This window comes from Panacibacter ginsenosidivorans, from assembly GCF_007971225.1.
Taxonomy (GTDB): Bacteria; Bacteroidota; Bacteroidia; order Chitinophagales; family Chitinophagaceae; genus Panacibacter; species Panacibacter ginsenosidivorans.
Window position 1 is genome coordinate 1,647,064 of sequence record NZ_CP042435.1, and the last position, 25,437, is coordinate 1,672,500.

Consider the following 25,437-nt stretch of genomic DNA (forward strand, 5'->3'; position numbering starts at 1 on the left):
TTCATTGCTGAAAAAATTTCAGAACGCACAAGTGAGTGACACAAGCGGCGATGCCATGAAATGCTGTAGCTGACAAATAAATAATTTCTCCTCATTCATTTCGTAAATGCTACAGCTGGCATCATAATAAAACGCTTAAGCTTACACGACCTGTATTGATCGTTCTGGTATTGCCGGGCTTGCGGCCTTCATATTGAAAATTCAGTTCAAGGTTATTGATGAAACGTTTGGTAAGATCGATGGTCCATAAATAATTTTTACCGGGCAGCAATGCATCGAGCATAATATAACTTACGGTTGTATTGGCAGTACCGGTAAACTTAATATTATTGAAAGTGAATTTGCCTGTTAAGCTGGTGTTTGAAAAAGTGTTGTATTTTGTTTCGAGATTAATGGCATTGAATGCTGCTTCTTCGCCACCGTACAATGCATCGTTTTGTTTGCGGGTATATTGATAACCTGCCTGTAACCTGAATCGCGTACCAGAAGTGTAAGTAATACGTGGCTCTGTATTATGAATACTGATGGCATAGTTTCGGTTATTGAATGAAGGTGTAAACAGATTTGCAGTACCGATCTTTTGTATAAGTTCGAATGTATACACCTTGAAAAAATTTATACGCCCTTTTGCGTTCCATTCTTTGAACTGGTTTGTTTCTGCGCCATAAGTAAGCAAGGCTTTATTGTAATTAATAAGATTGGTAATATCAATACCCCAGCTTGTGCTGTAGCGGTTAAACGAAATAGTGTTGTTCAAAATATAACTGAAGTTAAGCAATGCTGTGTCGCTAATATTACCTTTGAATGGATTGAATTGTGGGCCACCTTGTGCCAGTTGTTTTTTAAAACTCTGTAATGATGATTGCAGGCTGAGTTTGGTGATAATATTTTTCCATCCTTTATTTTTTATAGCTGCTGCCAATGCCTGTGGCGCAATGGACAGCGCATAATTTAACTGCGTATAATCTGCTTTGATATATTCATTTACGGGTGTGTATACACGAATATATTTTGCCTGATCCTGGAACACAGCAATATCGAATTCGTTGAGCTGAGGAATGCCATCGCTATTATAATCTATCCATGTATATTGGCCTTGCCCTGCGGGGACTTCTACATAAGTGAAAGTGCGGCGTGGTTCCTGGCCCGTGCCTAATTCATACAATGCATTACCACGCAGGAAACCTTTCCAGGCATTTACAATATATTCTGCCCTGCCCAATAAACTGTTGTCGGGCTTTTGTGTGGTTAAAGAAGTGTTTGTAACCTGCAATTGCCTGTAAGTAACATTAAATCGCAATTGCTGGTTTTTATTTTGCAGCAACTCCATTTGAAAATTATAGTTATGACTGCGGTCTGTTTGCAATAGACTTTTTTGATACGGAAGTTTATCACTTCTTGTAAAATAAGTAAATGACCAATGATTATTTTTTGTTGCGTCTGACCGGATATACGCAGAGACCGTTTCAAAAGCAAAGCTCAACGGCGTGATGGTATCTGTAAGTTTATTACTGATCTCATTATGCTCTAATAAATAAGTTGCTCCTAAAGTATAATTATGCAATGCAGGAAATTGTTTGCTTACATCAATTGCTGGCCGCAGGTAAAAGCCTTTATCGAAAGGTGTATTACTATTGGTGATATTGAAAATATTATTAAAATGAAAGCCTTTTATATCCTGCACATGATTGATAATATGCCTTGTTCCTTTAAAACCATCTCCGCGCAAATAAGCACCAAACTGGTATTGAGCATAGTTCCCTTTTTCATCTTTTAATTGAACAGAGAAGGAGGGCAGTTTTTCATCTGCATAATTTACAAGCAATGGCAAGCCCCAATCTCTTGTAAACTCTACAGAACGTAATCGTTCAATGGGCCTGAAGTGCTGATCTACCCACTCATAACCTGCTGTACTGTTTAACTGTAACTGTTTGCCGGCATGTGTTTTAAGTGTATCATTTCTTTCGACAGATATTTTTGCTGCATAACCCTGATTGTCTGTTTCATTCTTTGAAGAAAAAGTATTTACATCATACCTGCTTGCTGCAACTTCTGTATGAAGACTCGTTCTCTCATTTAATTTATATACCGCTCCTACTGTAAGCAGTTGCTGCTTCTTTGGTGTTACAAGAAAAGTAGCAGGCTCATAATTACCTTGGGGAATACCATTTATTGGTTGTATCCATTGAAATACTTGTCCATTTGCGGCATTGAAAAGTGGACTGTAATTTCCTTTGTTAACACCAACATCCGCAAATGCAAGACTGTATTTTGCACTGTCAGGGTTAGTGGAATAAACATAAATGGAATCATGCACACCATTGTAAAGCGTATCAATTTTTTTGTATAAAATTTTAGCTGTGGAAAAAGAGTCGATGGATGAATAAGGATAGTATGCATTCTGAATACTATCGCCAAGATTAGCAAGAAATTGTTTTTGCGGGTTATCTAATGTTTGATTGATCGGAGAATTTTTGGCGTCTGCATTACTATAAGCTGAAACGTACAATTGTAACTTATTGCCGAAATTTGTTTCGTTAGCTACATACAGCATAGAGTTAAGGTAGTTTCTGTCTGCATATTCAAACTCAACCTGTATACGTTTATCTTTTGTGATCATTTGTTTGGGCGTAAAAGTTATTTCCGCCGTATTGTAGTTGATCACATAATCCTGGTCTTCGCCGCGCTGTAACTGAACACCATCGATAAATATTTTTTCTGTTCCGGCAAGTATCACAAAAAAAAGCTCATTATTATTCCCCTGCAAACGATAAGGCCCCTGGTTGCCTTCTATACCCTGGAAAATATTACGTGCAAATTTTCCTTTGGCAATAGCACCACTAACTGTTGTTTTATTTGTTACATTTCTAAAAGGATTAAACTGCTGTGTATAAGCAAGCCCCTGCAAACGTTTATAAAATTTAAGGAAGTAAGATTGGCTTTGCCTAAGGTCAATATCTCCAAGGCTTACTTCCCAATCCTTTTTCCTAAACTGAAGCAACACTCTGTCAAATTCATTCAACTGTTGTGTAGTACCATCAGGTTGAATAGGAATATTATTATCTGTAATGGCGGCGGCTATTTCAATGCTATCGCCGAGATAACCATTTAACTGAAGGTTAAATTGCGAATTAAGCACAGCATCCTGATTATTACCAAAACTTATGCTGCGGCCAAAACTGCCGCCATAGTTCACTTTGCCAAAATTGAAAAGTGCATTTTCATTTGCGCTTTTAAGGCTGGCGTCATATTGGGGCGCAGCTATAAAATTATTTCTGATACTGTCGAATGAATAACGTTTTACAACCTGGTTCAACTTAAAAGGAAAAACACGATAAGATATTTCTACACTATCGATAGTGGGCTTCTTTCTCCATGCAAGTGTTGCATTTATTAAGTCGATATAATAATAAGATGAATCGATACCTGCTGCATAAAACGTAGCTGGCACTATACTTAATGAATCCAGCTGCACCAGCCCTTGCGTGGCTATTTTTTTCTTCCGAAGTGAAGACGTTTGTGCATTTGCGTTATGATACGACAAAAGCAATAGTAGAACAGGTATAATAATTGAGAACCGCAGTTAATTATCTTTTATTGATTAACAATTTTCGGGTAAAGTTTATTGCCCTGAAAATTTAAAGATAACCAGTTTAAACTGCTAACAAAGACAGTAATAGATTTGCATTTATTTATAACTTACCAACTCCGCGTGTAATTTTTTTGTCAAACCTTTTGCACCCAACTGCGTGTAACAAAAGCATACTTTCCATAGCGCAGATATATACGATGAAAACAGTGAATGCAGATTTTTGGAGAATTATTTTTGTTGCAAGCTTTTGACACCTTGTGGTAACGCCTGTTGTGTCACTCACTTGTGCGTTCTGAAAAGCAGGCTACGATGTGACAGGCAATAAGTATTTTATTGTTCACTTGTATTCTTCTGTACAAGTGTGCGACGCAACGGAAGCATTCAAAAAGTTATGCTGCCGGGTACAAAAAATTACTATTTATTTGTTATCGCTATTTACTTTCGGTTAATGCTTCTTTACGCACATGCCCCGGATCGGGCATATTTACATAGTTGGGTATTTCAAGATAAAAGGCAGTCCCTTCACCATGTGTAGAGTGAACAGAAATTTCTCCCCCAATGCGGGTAAGGGCCTCTTTAACAATGTATAAACCTATGCCAAGTCCATTAACCGTATTATTACTACGAAAGAACATTTTGAATATATTATTTAGGTGGTTATCGAGTATGCCCACGCCATTGTCTTCAATTTTGATAGTAGCTTTTTTATCATCTGCTTTAACTGTAACTTCTACTTTTGGATTTGGCTCTGATGGTTTCTGATATTTAACGGCGTTGGAAATAAGATTATCGATAATTACAGACATCCTGAATGCATCGTTCATAAAATCTCCGGGCTGATCTACATTTATACTATAAGTAATATCCGGGCGCTGCATTTTAAACAATTGTATACTTTCTTCAAGTAATACATTGAAATCGATCCTTGTATACTCCTGTTCCACCCGTATACTTTTATAATACTCAATAATCTTTTGTATGAAAGTATCCATCTTGTTCACGCAGGTCTCTATCATGCCGAGATAGCCGTTTGGATCCTGGACAGAGTTTTCCATTTTAGCAAGATTGAGAATACCCATGACTGAAGCAAGCGGAGAACGAAGATCATGAGAAGTGCTGTACACAAAACGATTCAGCTCATCGTTTGTTTTTTCAAGCTCACTTATTTTACGATTTAGTTTTTCACGGGTTATATATATTTCATAAGCATTTTGAATGGCGTTTTGCAGTTCAAATTCATCCCATGGTTTTTTTATATAGCGGTATATCTCTCCTTTATTTATAGCATCGATAATAGCTTCTGCATCTGTGTATCCTGTAAGCAAAATTCGGATAGGATGCGGGTGTGCTTTTCTAACGATCTGAAAAAATTCTACACCGGTTGATTGCGGCATACGCTGATCGGCAATGATAACCTGTATCTGTTCCTTATTTAATATGCCCATTCCTTCTGCAGGTGAATTGGCAAGAAATACTTTGTATTTACGCCTGAAAGTAGCCTGAAAGGATAAAAGGTTGTTACTCTCATCATCTATGAATAGCACTGATATTTTCTCGTCCTGTCGCATGATAAGTTTGGTGATTGTTTTAAGTAACCGGGTGAATGTACGGTAAAGTTAAAATAAATTCAGCTCCTTTTCCAGGTTCGGATTCCACTTCAATTTTACCATGGTGTTCTTCTATTATTTTAAATACAATGGCCATACCAAGGCCGGTGCCTACTCCCACAGATTTTGTGGTGAAGAAGGGCTCAAATATTTTATGCTTTACCTGTTCGTTCATTCCTATACCGCTATCTTTTATACGAACCTGCATCTTATTTCCTGGAACATCCACAGTAGATATTAATATCCATTCTTGCTCTTGCTTTACCTGCTTTTCGTCTATGGCCTGAATGGCGTTATTAATTATGTTCATGAAAACCTGATTCAGTTTTCCCGGAAAACATTCAATATCACCTTTGGCATTAAACTGTTTTTCTACACGAAGATAACCAGGCATACTGTTGCGTAATAATACCAGTGTGGAATTTAGGCCTTCATGCACATTAGCCACTTTTAATTCACCTTCATCCAGACGGCTAAATGTTCGCAGACCTCTTACAATTTCTGCAGTGCGTTCTGCCCCTTCTTCTATGCCTTTTATTAATTGCCTTATTTCTTTTTTGACAAATTCCATATCTATCTCTTCCTGTTTCCTGTCTACTTCCTGCAATAATGAGGGAATGATTTCTTTGTTAGCATTGTGCAATTTTCTGTACATGGCTACTACTTCAAAAACATCATCAATATCAAGATTTAAAGGTTTGATATTTGATTTAACAAAGTTGATAGGATTATTTATTTCGTGTGCAATTCCAGCAGTAAGCTGACCAAGAGAGGCCATTTTCTCTGCTTCCACCAATTGCGTTTGTGCGTCCTTAAGTTCAGCAAGGGTATGGTTAAGCTGCATATTAGTACTAACCAATTCGTTTGTACGTTCTGTAACTTTTTGTTCAAGTACAACATTCTGTTCTTTAATAAGTGTTTCATTCTCCCTTGATATTTTAAGTGCATAAACCTGCGATTCCTGCTTTTCTTTTCGCAAAGAATTTATCCTGTCGGCCAAAGCAGTCGATAGAAATATAGCCTCAATTGCAGATCCAAGGTATAATACATATGTACTAAATGTTGTATAAGGTACAATACCAATATTGCGTAATGAAATTACAATAACCCCTGCAAGGAATGCTGTCCAGGCAATAAGATAAAAATAGGCAGGTTTATACCCTTTTCTTCCTATGAGGAAAGAAATTAAAATAAGTAGCACACCACCTGCAAGTTGTGCATAATCTATAACCTTATACCCTAATTGATTATTGCCGGAAATGGTGGCTATAATTGCAACAAAAAAAAGAAAAATAACAATTGAAAAAAGAAAAACAAAGGTCTTGTAATAATACGCTATACGCAGGAAGAAAATTGCAAAGAGTATACCCGTAATACCTGCGGTACATGAAGTGAGCAGCAACATATACCTGTTTACATCAGGATGGGAAGGCCAGAAATAAGTGTACCCGTAACCGGAAACGGTAACCTGTGCAAAACCCAGGAAGAATAAATAAATTACATAAAAAAGATAGCTAAGATCTTTGGTTGAAATAAGCAGGAATATGTTATAAAGTAATAAGGATAAAATAATACCAAAATAAAGCCCGAAAATAAGGTTGCCTGAATTTATTGATTCATCGAGAGATGTTGTGTCTTTAATGAACATTGGTAAAAACAGGGGATGATAACTTTTAATTTTCAGGTAATAGATTCCTGTATCCGAAGGCGGTAGTCTAAGTCTAAATGCAAATGCTCTTTTTTGCGCTTGTAACTCTGGCTTAATGCTATTTCCTGCACGCTGAATTAGTACAAGTTTATTATCAATCTTTCTATAAAGTGAAATTTCAGAAATATTAGAATACTGTATGTCAAGGAAAAGATCCTGGTGTTGTGTAGCATTTAAAACTGAAAAATTAAGCCAGCTTGTTCCATCCTTAACATCCATTTTAGGTATGTCCTTTTTTTGAAGCTTAAATGCTGTATCATCATTTGTTATGTTAGATTCATTGAAGCGGGATTCTTTATCAACCAACAAATAAAGATATTTACCGATAGGAGTTGAATTCGAAGCAGTCGTTGCAACGAAAATTTTATTTTTATTGAAAGCGTAAGAATAGAGTGAGCAATTAATAAAAGCGAAAGTAATTAGAACAACTTTCAGCGTTTTGGTTATTGACCTTATTTCGTTCATCAAAAAAAATTGAATGGTTTTTAAAGGTAAAGGCATCAAAATCAAATTGCCAATTAATTGGATTTTATTTTTTACAACCCTATTTCGTTTGCAGTGTGTAATTATTTTTCAACAATCTAACTAATGTAGCCATACATTTATATGCATAACACGCAATGTATTATAATTTTAGTATTTAAACCGAGCTGTTGGTTTTAAAAAAAGATAAAAGAATTATTATAAGGAAAAGGCACAGAAACAAAACTACTCTAAGAAGCCCTGTTATAATATCGCATCTTAAATTCATTGACATCAGTGTTAGGCAGGCTTAAATTATAATGTACATTTACACTGATATTCTTTTTAAAAGGCGAGGTTTCTGCCATGGAGGATGCAGGATTTTGCCGCAGGTAAAGCATTTTTTGCCTTTCTCTTGGATGCGCTTTTGAAAGTTCACCTACATCATCAAGAAAAACTGCCGTAGCCAGCAGGTCGAGTTTTGGGTAATAAAAAGTACCATTGTTACCTACTTCCGTAAACACGCGGCTTCCTATCCATTGATTGAACCTTACAGTAGCTGGTGAACAAAGCGAAAAAAGCGAACTCATGCCAATCTGTTCGGCAATTACAACCGCAGCTCTTGAAGGAAATAGACTTCCAATACCCAAACCTGCAACCTCAACAGAATTCCACAAGCCACATAACTCACCGGTTCCGTTCATACTGTAATAACGTACATAATCAAGTATAGTAGGATCAAGTTTTGAAGTAGCTTGTTCGATAGGCAAAAGCATCGAGCCATCGGCAGCATGGATGCGTGCACCTCCGTAAAGCTTGCTTCCATCAAGAGTCTCCACAACAATCAGGAAAACTGAACTGCTTTGTATCCATTCTGCAGTAGAGGAGGTTACTTTGTATATGCCGTGATTTTCCAATACCTTCTTATGTCCTTCATAAAACTTAAGACAGGTCTCAAAATCATCTGTTGCCCGGAATGCTCTTATTCTCAATTCAGTTTCCATCGATTGAAGGTGTGCTCAGTTTTTGGCTACAACAAAATAAAATTTAAAATAATCGCAATTATACACAAAATATGAACAAATTTATCGTTAGATAGTATATAAAATAGCAATGGTTACTTTAATTTGCATAAATATCGTAAAATATTTACCCCTCCAATATGATTAATGTATTATATATAGATGATGAACCACACAATCTTCTTTCCTTCAAAGCCTCTTTCAGAAGAGAGTTCTGCGTATTTACCGCAGAATCAGCAGAAGAAGGAAGAAAGATTCTGGAAAAAATCGAAATACATGTTATCCTTAGTGATCAGCGTATGCCAGGTATGTCAGGCATCGAGTTTTTTGAATCAATTCTTGAATCCTTTCCCTCCCCTATTCGCATTCTTATTACTGGCTACACAGACATAAATGCGGTTATTGATGCTATTAACCGTGGACAAGTTTACAAATATCTTACCAAACCATGGAATGAAAATGATATAAGAATTTTTGTAGATAAAGCGTATGAAGTTTATAAATTACGAAAAGAGAACTATGAATTAACTCATAAACTTCTTGATGCCAATGATAAATTAGAGTTTTTAGCAAGGCAGAACCTGTTGTCCTGATTTTTACTGCCCCACTGTCAGTTTTCCACCACTTGTTCGTCTAAACACTAAAAGTGCATGTCAAATAAACCTGTTATTTGTTTTGGATTTAAATTTGCACTTTACAAACAGTAAATCATTAATCATAAAAAATAAAATTATGGCTTTAGAATTCACAGATGCAAATTTCCAGACTTCGGTTTTGGACAGTGATAAATTAACCGTGATAGATTTCTGGGCTGAGTGGTGTGGTCCCTGCCGTGCGATTGGTCCTGTAATTGAAGAACTATCCAAAGAATATAATGGAAAGGTTAATATTGGTAAGCTTAATGTTGACCATAACCCCAACGTAAGTATTAACTATGGCATTACTTCTATACCCGCAATACTTTTCATTAAAGGTGGAAAGGTTGTAGACAAACAGATTGGTGCAGTGCCAAGGTCAATCATCGAAAAAAAGATACAGTCTCACATATAAGCTAAAAGTATCTCACTCATTAAGAGCAGGCTTTACAGCCTGCTTTTTTTTGCTATTTACCCACCTGTGGATCATTAATGAGGCTCTGTTGCGTCGCACATTGCGGCGCTTTATTCTTTATGGAACACTTAATACAGTTTTTTAACTGAGTGACAAATGATATCCACATATAATAATTCTTCCTGCTCATCAGGGAAAAAATAGTACAAGAGTGCGACGCAAGAGGCGATGCCATACTAATATAAAGCCTGGCTTCGTACTATTCATTATTCACTCAATTGTCATACAAATTAAATTTTTTAAAAAAAGTTAATTAAACGTTTGTTTAATTTAAACATTTGTTTAAACTTTACAGCGGATTCTTGAAACCGATTAATTATGACAGACAAAAAAGAACATATTATTAACCATGCGGTGGAGCTTTTTGCAGAGAAAGGTTTTGAAGGTACCTCTATAAGAGACCTTGCAGCCAGAGCAGAAGTAAATGTAGCCATGGTGAATTATTATTTTGGATCGAAAGAAAAATTGTTTGAAGCAATGGTTCAGCACAAGGCTGCTTATCTGAAGGGAATTATAGAGGAATTATCAAAAGATAATTCATTAACTGAAATAGAAAAACTTGACCGTATAATAGAAAGCTATGTAAACAAGATGTTTAACAACAGACTTTTTCACCGCGTTATTCACCAAGAATTACTGCTTCATCAGCGGGAGAGTCTTCAGGACAGCATTATAAATATAGTATCACCCAATGCGGTCGCTATTAAAAATATTATTGAAACAGGTATAAGAAAAGGAGTGTTTAGAAAAATAGATCCGCCACTTTTAATTGCATCGCTCTTCGGAACATTCAACCAGGTTTTGTTATCAAAGAAAATGTGCAATAAACTATTAGACAAAAATCCAGACTATATTCCTTATGAGGATCCGAAATTCAAAAAAAGACTTATCGATCATTTAAAAGATCTTTTACACACATACTTATTGAAAAACTAACCACTACACAATACTTAGAAATTATGGAACAACAGGAATTATCACAGAAAAAAAAAGGATCAATTATTCGCATTATTGTACTGGCAGTTGTGCTGATTACCGGGGGCATAATTGCTTATTCAAAAATCTCTTTTGCGATGGCGCATGAAACAACAGACAATGCACAGGTAGAAACACAGATTGCACCAGTATTACCACGCATCTCAGGCTATATAAAAGAAATTACCGTACAGGATTATGACTCTGTAAAAACAGGTCAGCTTGTAGCAACAATTGATGATGATGAGTTACAGGTACAATTATTACAAATGCAGGCTGATTATAAAGCGGCAGAAGCCGATATACTTAATGCAAAAGCTGCATTGAACAATGCACAGGTTTCACTAAGAGTGAATAAAGGGAATATTACTTTAAACGAAGTAAAACAACAACAGGCCAAAGAAGATTATGAGCGTAATCAAAAACTTTTTGCAGACCAGGCTATTACCAAAAAACAGTTAGATGACAGCCGTTATGCAATGGAAGTAGCCAACCAGCAGGTTAACAACAGCGGAAGTGATCTTACCGCGGCAGATAGCAGATTATCCGTCTTAAGTGCATCTATACAAAAAGCACAAGCTGCATTAGAGATAAAGCGGGCAGCTATAGAGCAACAAAAATTAAAGATATCCTACTCTAAAGTATATGCGCCACAATCTGGCAAACTTGGAAAGAAAAATGTAACGGCAGGTCAATATGTTCAGGCCGGAACACCATTATTCTCTATTGTAAATGACAGCACATATTGGATCGTTGCAAACTTCAAAGAAACACAGATCAAAAAATTTCATCCCGGTATGCCGGTTGAAATTGCTTTAGATGCATATACTGATTTAAAGCTAACCGGCACAATCGAAAGCCTTAGCGATGCAACAGGTGCAAAATTTTCTTTACTTCCTCCTGATAATGCAAGTGGCAACTTTGTAAAGGTTACGCAGCGCGTACCGGTAAAGATCGCCATTAATGACATTACCAAATACAAAGAAATATTGAGGGCAGGCCTCAGTGCAGAGATTACTATTAATACAAAATAAAGCGTCATGGCCGCGAAAGGTTTAGCTAAATTTATTATCGTTATTACAACGGTATCCGCTGCCATTATGGAGTTAATTGATACCTCCATTGTAAATGTAGCGCTTACTGATATGAGTGGCAGCCTTGGTGTAAGCATCGAAGATATAAGCTGGGTTATTACGGCTTATGCCATTGCCAATGTAATCATCATACCGCTTACAGGTTTTCTGGCAGAATATTTTGGAAGAAAGAATTATTACATCGCTTCCATGATCATCTTCACCATTGCTTCTTACATGTGTGGAGACTCAACAACATTGATAGAACTTGTTATGTGGCGGTTTATACAAGGTGTGGGTGGTGGTGCTTTATTATCCACATCTCAGGCTATTTTATTTGATGCCTTTAAACCAGAAGACAGACCTGTAGCATCTGGTTTGTTTGGTATGGGCCTTGTGCTCGGGCCAACATTAGGGCCAACGCTTGGCGGGTATATTATGGATAATTACCAATGGCCCTTGATCTTTATGATAAATATTCCTATTGGCATTATAGCAACTATGCTTGCCTTTTCATTCATTGACAAAAAAGAAGGGGAAGGCAAACACAAAAAAGGAATGCACATTGATTACAATGGAATACTTCTATTGATCGTAGGAATTGGATGTTTACAATATGTACTCGAAAGAGGGGAAGCAGAAGACTGGTTCAGCAGCAACACTATAAGAATCTGCGCCATACTTGCTTTCGTTGGTTTGGTAAGTTTTATATGGTATGAATTATCAATCAAAAAACCTGCGGTAAACCTACGTGTACTCAATAACCGCAACCTTGCATTTACAACCATATTCACTTTTGTAGTGGGCTTCGGATTATATACATCTGTCTTTGTCTTTCCTGTTTTAGCGCAACGCGTTTTAGGTTATACCCCTTACGAAACTGGTTTAACATTACTTGCGCCTACAATGATCACTGTCATCATGATGCCCATCATTGGAAAAACAATGAGTAAGGGGTATTCTCCAATTCCATTTGTAGTAACAGGCTTTATTTTCTTTGCAGCTTATTGCTGGTACAGTGCAAAAGTTAGCCCTGATGTAAACCGCTGGGATTTCTTTTTTCCGCTGGCATTACGTGCTCTTTGCTTAAGCCTTGTTCAATTACCGCTCATTAACCAGGCCGTTGCCGGCTTGCAACCAAAAGACTATGCGGCAGGCATTTCATTAAACAACATGACAAGACAATTAGGTGGCGCTTTTGGTATAGCCATTGCCAACAATTACGTTGCACAGCATTATGCACAGCATAAAACTGATATGATATCGAATCTTGCAGAAGGCAGTGCTCAGCTCTCCGGTCGCGTTGCTACATTAACACATGGTTTCATAGCAGGTGGAAGCGACTCTGCAAGTGCTGTTACAAAAGCATACACCATCATCAATGCAGCTGCAGACAAACAGGCATACTATCTTTCTTATTTAGATACTTTCAGATTGATAACTGTTTTTTTTATAGCTGTTATTCCATTGGTAGCATTTTTAAGAGTAAAGAAAAAATCACCACTAGATCTTGCAGCGGCAAAAGCAGCTGTTGCAGAAGCACATTAATTTATTTATGAGCCAACCAGCAGTACATATATTTAGCTTTCGTTGCGTCGCACACTTATACGTTCACATCATTAAGCAACAGTTCAACAGTATAATTTTTTCCATGAACTTTAAATAAATAAAAGATCAACCAAAATAAATATGAAAAAGATTTTCTTCATAACCTTATTGACAATATCTGCTGCCGCACTACATGCACAGGTACAAACAAACAACCAGCTCAAAACACTCATTAATCAGTCATTCAGTTATTTTCCAAAAATTAAAGAAGCAGAGAATGGAATAAGCACTGCACAGGAAAAACTGGAGATTGCTCAAACCAATATGCCAACTGTTGAAGGAACCATAAGCTACAACTTTGTGCAGCCTAAAATAACATTACCATTTCCAATAAATGGTGAAGTAAAAGATTTCCAGTTTGCACCGGTACATAATGTTAATGCAAATGCAGGAGCTAATTATTTGTTGTTTGATTTCGGCAGAATAAAAGCCAATGTAGAAAAAGCAAAAACAGATCTTAAATATGCACAGCATAATGTTGATTACGCAAAAAGCCAGCTGGCAAACCAGGTTGCTATCATTTATTATAATATTATTTATTTTCAAAGAGCCATACAAATAGAGGATAGCGTATTGGCTTACTTAAATGAGAACAAAAGGATCATTGATAGTAAACTAAGAAACGGAGATGCAATACGTATAGATCTTTTGAACGTACAATCTAGTATTGATGCAGAAGAAAACAGGAAAGTTGATCTGCAAAACAGCCTGCAGAAACAACTTAACCTATTGTCTTACACTACAGGTAATATAACTGCCACAGGAACCGCATTCGATTTTGATGTAACACTAAAAGATGCGCTGTCTGCCATGAATGATGCACAAACAAACAACCTGGAATATGTATTGGCAAAAGACAAGATACAACAGGCGCAATCAGATCTTGCAGTAATTAAATCAAATGATAAACCTTCCGTAAGCCTTGGCGCCAATGCCGGTTTAAAGAATGGCTATGTGCCCAATGTTAATGAAATAAGATTCAACTATGCGGCAGGTGCAACATTAAAAATACCCATTTATGATGGTGGCAAAACAAAACGGCAAACAAAGCTTGCAGAGACAATCGTAAAACAAAATGAATTATCAGTAGCAACACTTGATAATGCTTTCAAAAAAGATATTCAACAGGCCCTTACAGATCTTAACAGCAACATGGAAAGAATTAAGAACACTGCCGGCCAAATAGGCCAGGCAAAAGCTGCTGAAGACCTTGCTACCAGCCGTTACCAAAACGGTGTGGGTACTAATCTTGAAATTACCAATGCAAGCACCAACAGGCAGCGTGCAGAATTTACAAGATTACAATATGAGTACCAGTTATGTTTAGCTAAAGTGGAATTAGCAAGATTACTTGGCTATCAATATTGGTAATGTTTAACAACAGAAATACAAAGACGCAGAGAAATATCATATAGATGCTTTCTCTGTTACTCCGTCTTTGCGCCATAAATTATGTTGCATCAAACCACACTGCCGTATTATCATTAGGGTGTGCGTTGTAATTAATAAATAACTCTTCACCTTTTTTAATTTTGCGTACTGTGCGTATCGTTACAAGCCTGTGTTCAAAATCCATTTCATACTCGCAGTTAGATTGATAAGCATGATTATACAACGATACATATCCTAATGCAAAACATCCCTGCTTTCTTGTTTTACCCCACTCAAAAATGTAGCTGAACAATTTTGTTTTTTCTATAATGGCGCGCTCTGAAGCACTTATCACCAGCACAGGAGATATCTCAATAATGGTATTGGAAGGAATGCTTTTAGAAGTAAAAACACCACGCCCTCTTTTATCAGAAGGTGCAACAACTAAATAAGGTGACATCATACAGCGAAAGATAATGATGCTTTGCGAAACTAAGAAATTTTACAGGCTGTAATAATTTCGTTTATCTTGTTTTATCTGATGAAACAAGCACCATTTGTACAAGAATGCGACGCAACGAAAGTTTAACAGAAAGGTTTTGCCGGGTACATAAAAAATTAATAGTTATACAAAACCTGTTTCACAACATCATTTGTTAATTTGCACGTATGAGTTTTGAAATAGAAGAATTGCCTTTGGCCGAGCAGTTTGAACAACTGATACAACGCGGCGATAAACTGGCCATTGCTGAGTTTTTGAATGACCAGAACATCAGCGATGTGGCAGAACTCATTAATGAATATCCGGATTATGAAGCACAGATAATTGCCAACATGGCTATACACCGAGCTGCCAGTGTGTTTAAGATACTTGATATTACAGAACAACGACGTATAGTAAAAGAACTGCCCCCCTTTAAAACTGCAGAACTTTTAAATGAATTACCCGCCGATGACCGCACAGATTTTTTGGAAGAATTACCCAAAGAAGTAATTCGTGATCTTATAAAATTGATTGACCCGGAAGAAAGAAAAATAACGCTGTCGCTTTTAGGTTACCCGGAAGATAGTGTAGGACGATTGATGACACCTGATTATGTTTATGTGTATGAACACAACACAGTAGATGAGGCGTTATCTGTAATAAGAAAAGTTGCCAAGAGCAGTGAGACCGTTGATGTGATCTATATCATTAACGAAAAAGGCGAACTGGTTGATGACGTGAAATTACGCGACATTATTATTGCTGCAACGGATAAAAAAATGGGCGAACTGCTTGATGGGCGGGTAGTGGCATTAAATGTAAACGATGACCAGGAGCATGCAAGCCAGGTATTTAAAATGAATAACCGTGTGGCTTTGCCGGTTACAGATGACAATAACATCCTGCTAGGTATTGTAACCATAGATGATATGTTGTGGGTAGCTAACGAAGAGTTTAGCGAAGACATGCAGAAGATGGGTGGTACGGAAGCATTGGAAGAACCTTATCTTGAAACACCTTTTTTTAAACTCATAAAAAAACGTGTAGGCTGGCTCATCGTTTTGTTCATTGGTGAAATGCTTACAGCAACAGCCATGGCATACTTCAGCGATGAGCTTGCAAAAGCAATTGTGCTTTCCATTTTTGTACCACTTATCATGAGCAGTGGCGGTAACAGTGGCTCGCAGGCATCTACATTAATTATACAGGCAATGGCTGTAGGTGAAGTATCGCTTTCAGATTGGTGGCGTGTTTTGCGCCGCGAATTATTAAGTGGTCTTACACTTGGCAGTATTTTAGGCAGCATAGGATTCCTGCGCATATGTCTGTGGCACTTCCTGATGCAGCATGGCGTAATACAGGATCTCTATGGCCCACACTGGCTGCTGGTGGGCTTTTCAGTTGGCTTCTCTTTAATAGGAGTAGTGCTTTGGGGAACATTAAGTGGTTCCATGTTGCCCATCATTTTAAAAAAATTAGGAGCGGACCCTGCAGCTTCTTCGGCACCATTCGTTGCAACACTTGTAGATGTTACCGGTCTTGTTATTTATTTTAGTGTTGCGTTTATCTTCCTGAAGGGTATTTTACTGTAGTGTGTTGCCAAAACTTTTTGAGCCCGGCACTTGTCTTCTATGGCATCGCCTGTTGCGTCGCACTCTTGTACATTCAAACCAATATTTAATGTTGACGATTGTTTTCATTTGCAGTGTCTAATATCCAAGGATGTATAATTGTAGCATAAGTTCTACACATTCAATTACCAATGTCTTATTAGTACACCGAATTTTCCAATAAAAATTATTTTTAATTATTATAGTACTTATCTTTCCTAAAAAAACTTTTGATCCTTTTAAAATTTTTGCAATGAAAAAAATCTACGTATTGCTGCTGCTAATCTTTGCTGTTACAGTTATTAATGCCCAGACCTTTTATCAAAACAACATTTCCTTAAAAAAGTTACCGCTTGCCTGGAGCGGAGGTGCGCCTTACATCGTAAAACAAACTGCAGATAGTGGATTTATTTTTTGCGGGCTTTACAATGCCGGTAGCACCAATAACATTTTCTTTATCAAGATGGATAAAACTTCCACAACTCAGTGGTCATTTGGCTTAACTATTGCAAATACACCCATTCCTTACGCTCTTATTCAATCTAAAGATGGGGGCTTTGTTTTAGTTGGTTCATATGCTGATGGCGCTTCAAGTACGGCAGCTTTTGTATTAAAGCTGAATAGCAGTGGCACATTGCTTTGGCAAAAATTTTTAAAGGGTCAGGCACTTACTTCTGCTTATAGTGTTTCTGAAGATAACATGGGAAATGTTTTTGTGGCCGGAAAGTCAGATGCAGGTTCTGGTGGTGCGTCTTATTGCTGGACAACCCAAATAGCAAAAAACGGAACCATTTTGTTAAATAAAGTGTATCAGCTTACCGGCTATGATACTTACGAAACTCAAGTATTAAGTACAACAGCAAAAGGTTTTGCAATTATCGGTACGGCTGGCACCAATTCTTTTGTAATGAAAGTAGATTCACTTGGTGTTCCAACTTGGACAAAGCTCATCAACGAAGACCTTACAGCATTCAGAATGGATATTAGTGAATCAAAGAATAAAGAACTCACTATAGCTGCATCAAGAAGTACTGACGCACTGGCTTTTAAACTTGATAAAAAGGGTAATATAAAATGGTCAAAGTCTATTGCAGGTTCAGGCGGTGTTGATGTAAATGATCTTGTTCAATTATCTTCAGGCAACTTTATTCTTGCAACAGTTGTAAGTGGCTCTCCTAACGAGATAAATGTTTTAAGACTTGATAACACAACAGGAGGCTTATTGGCTGCCAAGAATTTGAAAACAACAACAGGATCAACGTTTAATTTTTTAAGCAAGCCTATGGGAACAGAATACACGCTTAGTGGGTGGGATGCTTCTGCAGGTACAAATTATATAAGTGTTTCCAATTTGGATACCAGCCTTCAAAACTGCACTGATAATGCTGCATCTTTTACGGTTGCAGATTATACTTTTACGTCTTCAACAATTACTTCTACTACACTTTCTCCGCTTACAGAACCTGTTGCTACTTTCTCCAGAGTTTCCTGGGTAAATCCAGCAACAGTTGATACTGCATGTTCAGAAATTATATTGCCACTTAATCTTATTCGTTTCACACTTGCTAAAAATGGCAATTCCAACCTTCTATCATGGTCTACAGCCCAGGAAATTAATACTTCATATTTCGAAGTTCAGAGAGGTATAAATAATACATCTTTCGCAGCTATTGGCAAAGTATTGGCAGCGAATAAACAAACGCAAAACAACTACCAGTTTGCAGATATAAAACCATTAAATGGTACCAACTACTACAGGCTTAAGATCGTGGATGCAGATGGGAAATTTACTTACAGCCCGATTTTGATTTCTTCGAATAATAAACTTACAGACATTGCCGTGTATCCCAATCCTGTAAAAGACAGGATCGTTTTGAACATTAACAGTAAAGTAAAAACCACTTTTAATGTAACAGTCACTGACATGCAGGGACGTACTATTTTAAGAAACGTTATTTCTGTTGATGAAGGTATTTCACAGAGAGAATTAAACGCTACAGCTTTAAAACAAGGAACTTATTTTGTAAGATTAGAAAATACAGATGGCTCACAGATCATCAAGATAATAAAGTAAGCCCCCATATTGTTTATTGAAAAGCCGCCGTTATTTATCGGCGGCTTTTATTTTATTATAGTTCAGCCCATACCTTTTTTGCAAATTGTTCAAGAGAAGGATCTCTCGCTCCCATCAACAGTAGTACACAATCATCTGTAAAATGAGAACGGACTTCCTCCAAAAAAGTATTTCTGTTGTCTGCAAAGAATGCAGCTTTGTTCATCGACTTAAGATCATTAATAAGATCGCGGGCAGAAATATCTTTTGTAGCAGTGCCTCCTGCATAAAAAATTTCACTCATCCATATCTCATCTGCAGGTCTTAATACGGTTGCAATCTCTTCAACAAAATCTTTGTGCAGGAATCTTGTAGGTGCATAGCCATGTGGCTGAAACCAAGCAATAACTTTTGGCGCAATATATTGACATGCCTGTATAGATGCAGCGCATTTAGCAGGGTTATGCGCATAATCATCAATAAGCCAAACACCATGCTTGTTACCGAATACCTGGTGTCTCCGGTAAATACCTTCATATTGATGTAAGGCTGCTGCACAAACAGAAAGGTCAACACCAATTTGATTAGCTACAGTTGTCGCAGCCAAAGCATTTTCCATGCTGTGCTTGCCAACCTGGTTCAAAGAAAATGGCACATCATTTATTGTAAAAGAAATGCGTAGTCCCTCTTGCTTAAAGTTTTTTGCGATGAAGCCTGCACCTGAATTTTCATCAATAGAAAAATCATGCTTACTGTCTTTTGATAATCGCTTTGCTAAACCATGCGATTGATTAACTATGAATAGTCCCTCTGTATTATTCCTAAATACCTCAAATACTTTCATCAGTTCATCAATCTCTTTGTGATCTTTATCTATGTTTAGCAACAGCCCTATTTCTGGTTCATATGCTATTATTGAGCCATCACTTTCATCTGCTTCAATTACCAGCCAGTCTCCATCGTCTTTTTTTGCATTCCCGATCTTTCCTTCTTTTATTATATGCACCAATCCTGCACCACTTATAATTGAAGGTTGCAATCCCGCATACTCCAGTATTTGAAATAACATACCGGTTGTTGTGCTTTTACCCGATGTACCCCCTACAGCAATTGTTTTTTTACTCTTTGCTATTAATGCCAGTAATGCGGAACGTTTAATAATAGGTATGTTCAGTTGCTTTGCTTTCTGCACTTCTAAGACTGTATCTTCTATTGCAGTAGATACCACAACCAGTTCTGTTGCTTCTGTTATGCCAGATCCATCTTGTAAAAAACATCGTATTCCTTCTGCTTCCAGTTTTTCTTTCGTATCATTTTTTTCACCAGGTTGAAAATAGCGGTCGCTACCACTTACGTTGTAACCAGCCCCGGCAAGATATTGAGCTATGGCGCTCATTCCCGTGCCTGCAATACCTATAAAGAATACATTTTTAAAATCTGTGATTGAATTAATCATGGTGCGAATATATTTGAAAGAAAACGTAAATCCATGTATGACTGCGTTTGAAAACATCAATTACAATAGAGCGTGGCAGAATAAGAAGCGCAAGTGTTAGGTTCTTTAAATAGCGATTTACGAATAACAGCTTTTATTGTTCAGGAAGTACAAGTGTGCGACGCAACACAAGTTTAATGCATGTACTAATGTTTGGTAACACTAATCTTCATATAATCTTCACAAATATTTACAGGTAAATAAACGAACTTTATATCCACATTGTGTGTATAATAATAACACTTGAGATTCAATGATAATAAATTAAATTTGAAATGACAGAAAGTAAGCAGTGCGTCGAAAAAAATTTGAAAAACTTAAATTGAAAAACCATTGACTGAAACAATTATTAACCTCGAATCTGTAAACCCAATTGAGTTCTTTGGTGTAAACAACAGAAAGCTTGACCTCCTTAAAAGAAAGTTTCCTTTACTGAAAATTCTTTCGCGTGGTACGCAGATAAAATTGAGTGGCGCTCCCGAGCAAATCGAAACGGCCCGTGAAAAAATTGATCTTATCATTCAATACATGGAACGTAATGGCGACCTGAGCGAAAATTACTTTGAGCAAATACTTGGCGGCGACGATGCCGAAACGATTGATAATTTTAAAGAGCGTAATCCTAACGACATACTGGTTTTTGGACCTAACGGCAAAACAGTTCGTGCAAGAACTGCCAACCAGAAACGTATGGTTACTGCAAGCGACAAAAATGATATCGTATTCGCCATTGGTCCTGCCGGTACAGGTAAAACCTATACTGCTGTTGCACTTGCGGTAAGAGCGCTGAAAAACAAGATCATCAAAAAGATCATTCTTACAAGGCCTGCAGTAGAAGCTGGTGAGAGCCTTGGTTTTTTGCCTGGTGATCTTAAAGAAAAAATTGATCCTTATCTACGCCCATTGTATGATGCGCTCGATGATATGATACCGGCCGATAAACTGGGTTATTACATGAGCACACGTACCATAGAAATTGCACCACTTGCATACATGCGCGGACGTACATTGGATAATGCATTTATTATACTTGATGAAGCACAAAATGCAAACGACCTGCAATTAAAAATGTTTTTAACACGTATTGGTGCCAATGCAAAAGCAATCATCACTGGTGACCCAACTCAGATCGATTTGCCCCGCAACCAACGTAGCGGTTTGGAAAAAGCCTCACGTATATTGCAAAACATAGATGGCATAGCGCATATAGAACTTGATGAAGAAGATGTGGTACGTCATAAACTTGTAAAGGCTATTATCAAGGCGTATGAAAAAGAAAAGGAAAGAGATGGAGAGCCTTCTTATCACCGGCATTAATCAGCAATAAAGTTTATTAAAAGGCAGCGTTTGCTGCCTTTTTTATTTTTATTATTGGCGGCCATTTGTCTTTCATGGCATCGTCCCTTGTGTCACTCACTTGTACTGTAGTAAGCTTTATCAACTTTTATAAAAACATTTTATCAGCTAACCGTAATTTTGACTCATAACTTATTCAAATATGCTACGCATAAAATACTGCATTGCTTTTCTTTTTGTATTCGTGTTAAGCAGCTGCGGCAACGGTACTAATTACGTTAAAGCCGAAAATGCATTAGATGCTGGTCGCGAATTTATTGATGCCACACTCAAAGGAGATTTTGATAAGGCTTCTTTTTACATGGTGCAGGATCCCCGCAACAACGACTTATTGCTTAAGCAAAAAAATAGTTACACCACAAAATCCGAAGAGGAGAAAAAAGAATACCACGATGCTTCAATTACCATTTTTGAAGATGCCGTTTTAAATGATACAACACATATTATAAACTTCCAGAACTCCTATGATAAGATTGGGCGAAAAGTAAAAGTCATCTTACACAAAGAAAGTTGGCTCGTCGATTTTAAATATACTTTTGACGGTAACCTATAATTTTTAAACTACATGAATAGTTCTCTTAAAGCAATGATCATTGTTTTTGCTGGAAGTGGTTTTGGAGGTGTGGCCAGGTATGGAATGCAAACATGGTTACTAAGATTATATCCAGGTATATTTCCTATTGGTACATTCATCGTTAATTTATTCGGTTGCTTTTTAATAGGCTTGTTTTATTCAATTAGCGAGAAACATAATATACTTACACCGGAATGGCGAATAGCACTAACCACCGGTTTCTGCGGAGGTTTTACAACATTCTCAACATTTGCTTACGAAAATGTATTCCTGCTAAAGGCTGGTAATTACTCTACGCCTTTTTTATACATCGGAACAAGCGTAATACTTGGAATTGTAGGTGTTTTCGCAGGTATTTACCTGGTAAAATGGCTATAATATTTTTCAAACAATGATTTGCCTCATAGCTTTCTCGGCCTTAATAAAATTTTGACCGTACATTTGCGTTCTGTTTTAAATGCAATATTTTTTATAAAATAGTTGCTCTCTAACCAAAGCTTCTGCATGAAAAGAAAAAACATTTAAAAACCAAAAACACTACCCAACATTATGATGACGGTTTTACATCCATGGCATGGTGTTCATTATGGCGAGCAATCTCCAAGAACAGTAAATGCAGTAATTGAAATTTCCCAGGGTTCAAGATCTAAATATGAAATAGATAAGCCAACAGGGCTCTTGAGATTAGACAGGGTTATCTATTCTTCTTTCCACTACCCTACCAACTACGGTTTTATTCCGCAAACTTATGGCGATGATAAAGATCCTTTGGATATATTAGTTATTTCAAGCCAGGGTATAAGGCCATTGTGCATTGTAGAAGCAAAAGTAATAGGCGTAATGCAGATGATCGATGGTGGAGATGCAGATGATAAGATTATCGCAGTTGCAGCTAACGACCCGGGTGTAAACCATTGGAATAATATTGAAGAATTACCAAAACATTTCTTTAATGAGTTAAGGCATTTCTTTGAAGAGTATAAAACACTCGAGAATAAATCCGTTAGTGTAGAAGAATTTGGCGACAAAGCACAAGCTATGCAGATTATTGAAGAGGCAATTAAAGCTTATAGAGAGAAGTTTAGTAAGACTTAGTTCAAAAAAATACACCAAAGAAATTACGCTGTAATTAATCAAGTATTATTTTTACCAAAATTTCAAATACATGGAAGCTAAAAGATCAGCAGGAAAATATTGGATATATTTCTTTTTATGGCTTGCCCTTATAATTACAATGCTTGTAATGCCAGGTGCAAGGCCTTTTTTCTGGTTAGCATTGCCAGGCGTTTGCACACAATTCTCACTCGCAATGAATATTATCTAGATTTTTTTTAGCCAGGCCTACCATTACTATTTAGCGTCCGTTGCGTCGCACTCTTGTACATTCTAATCTTTACTGAGCAGATAAAATAAAAAAGACTGAAATATTCAGTCTTTTTTATTTTAGTGCTTTGCAGCTTAGAAATATGTCATTGTTATTAAGGAAAAATGCTTTCGCTTTAGTGCAGGGAGCTTTTGCATCAAGGTAAGAGCACATTGCTCAATAGTAAGATGCAATTGTTTTACAGCAACATATCATTGTTTCATTGTAAGCTGAAATTGTTTTATTGTAAGGACCTTTTGCTTTACTGCAAGATGCCTTTGTTTTACCGCAACATGCCTTTGTTTCAGTGAAAGAGTCAATTACTATTCAGTAAAATGCTTTTACTTAACAGGAAGATGCATTGTTTCACAGAAAGACTTATTATTACGGATGAAGGTGATTTTGTTTCTTAAAGGAACCCTGACCTAATGGGAAAAAATAAAAAAGCCCCGTAGAAAACTACGAGGCTCAATAAGAATGGCGGCTACCTACTCTCCCACATTGTTGTGCAGTACCATCGGCCATGGGGGACTTAACTACTCTGTTCGGAATGGGAAGAGGTGAACACCCCCGGAATAACCACCATAAAGAGGTTACCGGTTTTTACGGTATAATAATTTACATATTGGGATTGCTTTCTAATCAGGTATCAAAAATAAAATTAAAGCTTACGGGCAATTAGTACTACTCGGCTAACGTGTTACCACATTTACACCTGTAGCCTATCAACGTCATAGTCTTTGACGACCCTTAAAAGTAAACTCATCTTGTGGAAGGTTTCACGCTTAGATGCTTTCAGCGTTTATCCTGGCCGTACATAGCTACTCTGCATTGCAGTTGGCACCACAACAGATACACCAGCGGTACGTACGCTCCGGTCCTCTCGTACTAAGAGCATGTCCACTCAATTTACTTGCGCCCACCACAGATAGGGACCGAACTGTCTTGCGACGTTCTGAACCCAGTTCACGTGCCACTTTAATCGGCGAACAGCCGAACCCTTGGGACCTTCTCCAGCCCCAGGATGTGACGAACCGACATCGAGGTGCCAAACCTTACCGTCGATATGAGCTCTTGGGTAAGATCAGCCTGTTATCCCCGGAGTACCTTTTATCCTTTGAGCGATGACCCTTCCATGCAGAATCACCGGATCACTTTAGCCAGCTTTCGCTCCTGCTCGGCGTGTTTGCCTCACAGTCAAGCACCCTTATACTAATACGCTCTATGTACGATTACCAACCGTACTGAGGGTACCTTTGCGAGCCTCCGTTACTTTTTAGGAGGCGACCACCCCAGTCAAACTACCCACCATGCAATGTCCCCCGCAAGGGGTTAGGTTCTAAGCAACAAAAGGTTGGTATTTCAACGTTGACTCCACAATGCCTGGCGACACTGCTTCAAAGTCTCCCAACTATCCTACACATTTGTTGCTCAAAATCAATGCAAAGTTGTAGTGAAGGTTCACGGGGTCTTTCCGTCCCGTGGCGGGTAACCGGCATCTTCACCGATACTACAATTTCACCGGGCTCGTGGAAGAGACAGTGTTCAACTCATTAGACCATTCGTGCAGGTCGGAACTTACCCGACAAGGAATTTCGCTACCTTAGGACCGTTATAGTTACGGCCGCCGTTTACTGGGGCTTCAGTCAGAAGCTTTGGCTTGCGCCGAACATCCTTCCTTAACCTTCCAGCACCGGGCAGGTATCAGGCTCTATACGTCATCTTTCGATTTTGCAGGGCCCTGTGTTTTTGTTAAACAGTTGGTTGAACCAATTTACTGAGACCACATCACTGTGGTACGCTTTATCCCGAAGTTACAGCGTCAATTTGCCTAGTTCCTTTTCCACGGCTCACCCGAGCGCCTTAGAATACTCATCCCGTCTACCTGTGTCGGTTTGCGGTACTGGCCGCTATGCTCGCTTTTCTTGGAAGAACTTTCACCACTACGCTTTGCCCGAAGGCTCGGCTCAGCTA

The 25,437-nt window shown here is 37.7% G+C and carries 19 protein-coding genes and 2 rRNA genes (1 of these 21 only partly in view); 13 read left to right on the top strand and 8 right to left on the bottom strand.

The window, feature by feature from the left end; all coding sequences use genetic code 11:
• Window positions 1–121: 121 nt before the first annotated feature.
• The 4 genes from FRZ67_RS06840 to FRZ67_RS06855 form a co-directional block, all read right to left on the bottom strand.
• Window positions 122–3,544, bottom strand: a complete 3,423-nt coding sequence (locus FRZ67_RS06840) for a DUF8818 domain-containing protein (RefSeq protein ID WP_225975533.1) — start codon at window positions 3,542–3,544, stop codon at window positions 122–124.
• Window positions 3,545–4,023: 479 nt separating this feature from the next.
• Window positions 4,024–5,160, bottom strand: coding sequence for a sensor histidine kinase (locus FRZ67_RS06845; RefSeq protein ID WP_192903901.1), 1,137 nt, complete (start codon window positions 5,158–5,160; stop codon window positions 4,024–4,026).
• Between the two features lie 19 nt (window positions 5,161–5,179).
• Window positions 5,180–7,372, bottom strand: a complete 2,193-nt coding sequence (locus tag FRZ67_RS06850; protein WP_158638324.1) for a sensor histidine kinase — start codon at window positions 7,370–7,372, stop codon at window positions 5,180–5,182.
• Window positions 7,373–7,620: 248 nt separating this feature from the next.
• Window positions 7,621–8,373, bottom strand: a complete 753-nt coding sequence (locus FRZ67_RS06855) for a hypothetical protein (RefSeq protein ID WP_147188827.1) — start codon at window positions 8,371–8,373, stop codon at window positions 7,621–7,623.
• A 158-nt stretch (window positions 8,374–8,531) separates the two neighbouring features.
• Here FRZ67_RS06855 and FRZ67_RS06860 point away from each other — a divergent pair, with 158 nt between their 5' ends.
• The 6 genes from FRZ67_RS06860 (at window position 8,532) to FRZ67_RS06885 (ending at window position 14,528) form a co-directional block, all read left to right on the top strand.
• Window positions 8,532–8,984 (top strand): response regulator, encoded by a 453-nt coding sequence (locus FRZ67_RS06860; protein ID WP_147188828.1) that lies wholly within the window; start codon window positions 8,532–8,534, stop codon window positions 8,982–8,984.
• A gap of 139 nt (window positions 8,985–9,123) precedes the next feature.
• Window positions 9,124–9,441, top strand: coding sequence for a thioredoxin (gene trxA / locus FRZ67_RS06865; protein WP_147188829.1), 318 nt, complete (start codon window positions 9,124–9,126; stop codon window positions 9,439–9,441).
• Window positions 9,442–9,819: 378 nt separating this feature from the next.
• Window positions 9,820–10,437, top strand: a complete 618-nt coding sequence (locus FRZ67_RS06870) for a TetR/AcrR family transcriptional regulator (RefSeq protein WP_147188830.1) — start codon at window positions 9,820–9,822, stop codon at window positions 10,435–10,437.
• A 23-nt stretch (window positions 10,438–10,460) separates the two neighbouring features.
• On the top strand, window positions 10,461–11,510 hold the full coding sequence (locus FRZ67_RS06875; RefSeq protein ID WP_147188831.1) for an HlyD family secretion protein: 1,050 nt from the start codon (window positions 10,461–10,463) through the stop codon (window positions 11,508–11,510).
• 6 nt (window positions 11,511–11,516) lie between these two features.
• Window positions 11,517–13,097: a DHA2 family efflux MFS transporter permease subunit gene (locus FRZ67_RS06880; protein WP_147188832.1), complete on the top strand. Its 1,581-nt coding sequence runs from the start codon at window positions 11,517–11,519 to the stop codon at window positions 13,095–13,097.
• A 141-nt stretch (window positions 13,098–13,238) separates the two neighbouring features.
• Complete coding sequence (locus FRZ67_RS06885) at window positions 13,239–14,528, top strand: TolC family protein (RefSeq protein ID WP_147188833.1); 1,290 nt, start codon at window positions 13,239–13,241, stop codon at window positions 14,526–14,528.
• Window positions 14,529–14,607: 79 nt separating this feature from the next.
• Here FRZ67_RS06885 and FRZ67_RS06890 read toward each other — a convergent pair whose 3' ends face one another.
• Window positions 14,608–14,991 carry an SET domain-containing protein gene (locus tag FRZ67_RS06890; protein WP_147188834.1) on the bottom strand — a complete coding sequence of 128 codons (384 nt, stop codon included), beginning with the start codon at window positions 14,989–14,991 and terminating at the stop codon, window positions 14,608–14,610.
• Between the two features lie 206 nt (window positions 14,992–15,197).
• Between FRZ67_RS06890 and mgtE the strand changes: the two genes are divergently transcribed.
• Both mgtE and FRZ67_RS06900 read left to right on the top strand, forming a co-directional pair.
• Window positions 15,198–16,604 (top strand): magnesium transporter, encoded by a 1,407-nt coding sequence (gene mgtE, locus FRZ67_RS06895; RefSeq protein WP_192903902.1) that lies wholly within the window; start codon window positions 15,198–15,200, stop codon window positions 16,602–16,604.
• Between the two features lie 271 nt (window positions 16,605–16,875).
• Complete coding sequence (locus tag FRZ67_RS06900) at window positions 16,876–18,696, top strand: T9SS type A sorting domain-containing protein (protein ID WP_147188835.1); 1,821 nt, start codon at window positions 16,876–16,878, stop codon at window positions 18,694–18,696.
• Between the two features lie 55 nt (window positions 18,697–18,751).
• Here FRZ67_RS06900 and FRZ67_RS06905 read toward each other — a convergent pair whose 3' ends face one another.
• Window positions 18,752–20,131 carry a UDP-N-acetylmuramate--L-alanine ligase gene (locus tag FRZ67_RS06905; RefSeq protein ID WP_147188836.1) on the bottom strand — a complete coding sequence of 460 codons (1,380 nt, stop codon included), beginning with the start codon at window positions 20,129–20,131 and terminating at the stop codon, window positions 18,752–18,754.
• 372 nt (window positions 20,132–20,503) lie between these two features.
• Between FRZ67_RS06905 and FRZ67_RS06910 the strand changes: the two genes are divergently transcribed.
• The 5 genes from FRZ67_RS06910 to FRZ67_RS23375 all read left to right on the top strand — a co-directional run bounded on the left by FRZ67_RS06910 (window position 20,504) and on the right by FRZ67_RS23375 (window position 23,424).
• Window positions 20,504–21,487 carry a PhoH family protein gene (locus tag FRZ67_RS06910; protein ID WP_147188837.1) on the top strand — a complete coding sequence of 328 codons (984 nt, stop codon included), beginning with the start codon at window positions 20,504–20,506 and terminating at the stop codon, window positions 21,485–21,487.
• Between the two features lie 181 nt (window positions 21,488–21,668).
• Window positions 21,669–22,079, top strand: coding sequence for a hypothetical protein (locus FRZ67_RS06915; protein ID WP_147188838.1), 411 nt, complete (start codon window positions 21,669–21,671; stop codon window positions 22,077–22,079).
• Between the two features lie 12 nt (window positions 22,080–22,091).
• Window positions 22,092–22,478 carry a fluoride efflux transporter CrcB gene (gene crcB / locus FRZ67_RS06920; RefSeq protein WP_225975534.1) on the top strand — a complete coding sequence of 129 codons (387 nt, stop codon included), beginning with the start codon at window positions 22,092–22,094 and terminating at the stop codon, window positions 22,476–22,478.
• Window positions 22,479–22,649: 171 nt separating this feature from the next.
• Complete coding sequence (locus FRZ67_RS06925) at window positions 22,650–23,195, top strand: inorganic diphosphatase (RefSeq protein ID WP_147188839.1); 546 nt, start codon at window positions 22,650–22,652, stop codon at window positions 23,193–23,195.
• A 70-nt stretch (window positions 23,196–23,265) separates the two neighbouring features.
• Window positions 23,266–23,424 carry a hypothetical protein gene (locus FRZ67_RS23375; protein WP_158638325.1) on the top strand — a complete coding sequence of 53 codons (159 nt, stop codon included), beginning with the start codon at window positions 23,266–23,268 and terminating at the stop codon, window positions 23,422–23,424.
• Between the two features lie 514 nt (window positions 23,425–23,938).
• Here FRZ67_RS23375 and rrf read toward each other — a convergent pair.
• Both rrf and FRZ67_RS06935 read right to left on the bottom strand, forming a co-directional pair.
• A 5S ribosomal RNA gene (gene rrf / locus FRZ67_RS06930) occupies window positions 23,939–24,050 on the bottom strand.
• Window positions 24,051–24,121: 71 nt separating this feature from the next.
• A 23S ribosomal RNA gene (locus FRZ67_RS06935) occupies window positions 24,122–25,437 on the bottom strand (it continues 1,477 nt past the right edge of the window).

Bases quoted from the DNA above. Each gene is read 5' to 3' on its own strand.
- trxA (WP_147188829.1), top strand. From the start codon at position 9,124: ATGGCTTTAGAATTCACAGATGCAAATTTCCAGACTTCGGTTTTGGAC.
- FRZ67_RS06890 (WP_147188834.1), bottom strand. From the start codon at position 14,991: ATGATGTCACCTTATTTAGTTGTTGCACCTTCTGATAAAAGAGGGCGT.
- FRZ67_RS06855 (WP_147188827.1), bottom strand. From the start codon at position 8,373: ATGGAAACTGAATTGAGAATAAGAGCATTCCGGGCAACAGATGATTTT.
- mgtE (WP_192903902.1), top strand. From the start codon at position 15,198: ATGAGTTTTGAAATAGAAGAATTGCCTTTGGCCGAGCAGTTTGAACAA.
- FRZ67_RS06900 (WP_147188835.1), top strand. From the start codon at position 16,876: ATGAAAAAAATCTACGTATTGCTGCTGCTAATCTTTGCTGTTACAGTT.
- FRZ67_RS06885 (WP_147188833.1), top strand. From the start codon at position 13,239: ATGAAAAAGATTTTCTTCATAACCTTATTGACAATATCTGCTGCCGCA.
- FRZ67_RS06860 (WP_147188828.1), top strand. From the start codon at position 8,532: ATGATTAATGTATTATATATAGATGATGAACCACACAATCTTCTTTCC.
- FRZ67_RS23375 (WP_158638325.1), top strand. From the start codon at position 23,266: ATGGAAGCTAAAAGATCAGCAGGAAAATATTGGATATATTTCTTTTTA.
- FRZ67_RS06905 (WP_147188836.1), bottom strand. From the start codon at position 20,131: ATGATTAATTCAATCACAGATTTTAAAAATGTATTCTTTATAGGTATT.
- FRZ67_RS06850 (WP_158638324.1), bottom strand. From the start codon at position 7,372: ATGAACGAAATAAGGTCAATAACCAAAACGCTGAAAGTTGTTCTAATT.
- FRZ67_RS06925 (WP_147188839.1), top strand. From the start codon at position 22,650: ATGATGACGGTTTTACATCCATGGCATGGTGTTCATTATGGCGAGCAA.
- FRZ67_RS06870 (WP_147188830.1), top strand. From the start codon at position 9,820: ATGACAGACAAAAAAGAACATATTATTAACCATGCGGTGGAGCTTTTT.
- FRZ67_RS06880 (WP_147188832.1), top strand. From the start codon at position 11,517: ATGGCCGCGAAAGGTTTAGCTAAATTTATTATCGTTATTACAACGGTA.
- FRZ67_RS06875 (WP_147188831.1), top strand. From the start codon at position 10,461: ATGGAACAACAGGAATTATCACAGAAAAAAAAAGGATCAATTATTCGC.
- crcB (WP_225975534.1), top strand. From the start codon at position 22,092: ATGAATAGTTCTCTTAAAGCAATGATCATTGTTTTTGCTGGAAGTGGT.
- FRZ67_RS06845 (WP_192903901.1), bottom strand. From the start codon at position 5,160: ATGCGACAGGACGAGAAAATATCAGTGCTATTCATAGATGATGAGAGT.
- FRZ67_RS06915 (WP_147188838.1), top strand. From the start codon at position 21,669: ATGCTACGCATAAAATACTGCATTGCTTTTCTTTTTGTATTCGTGTTA.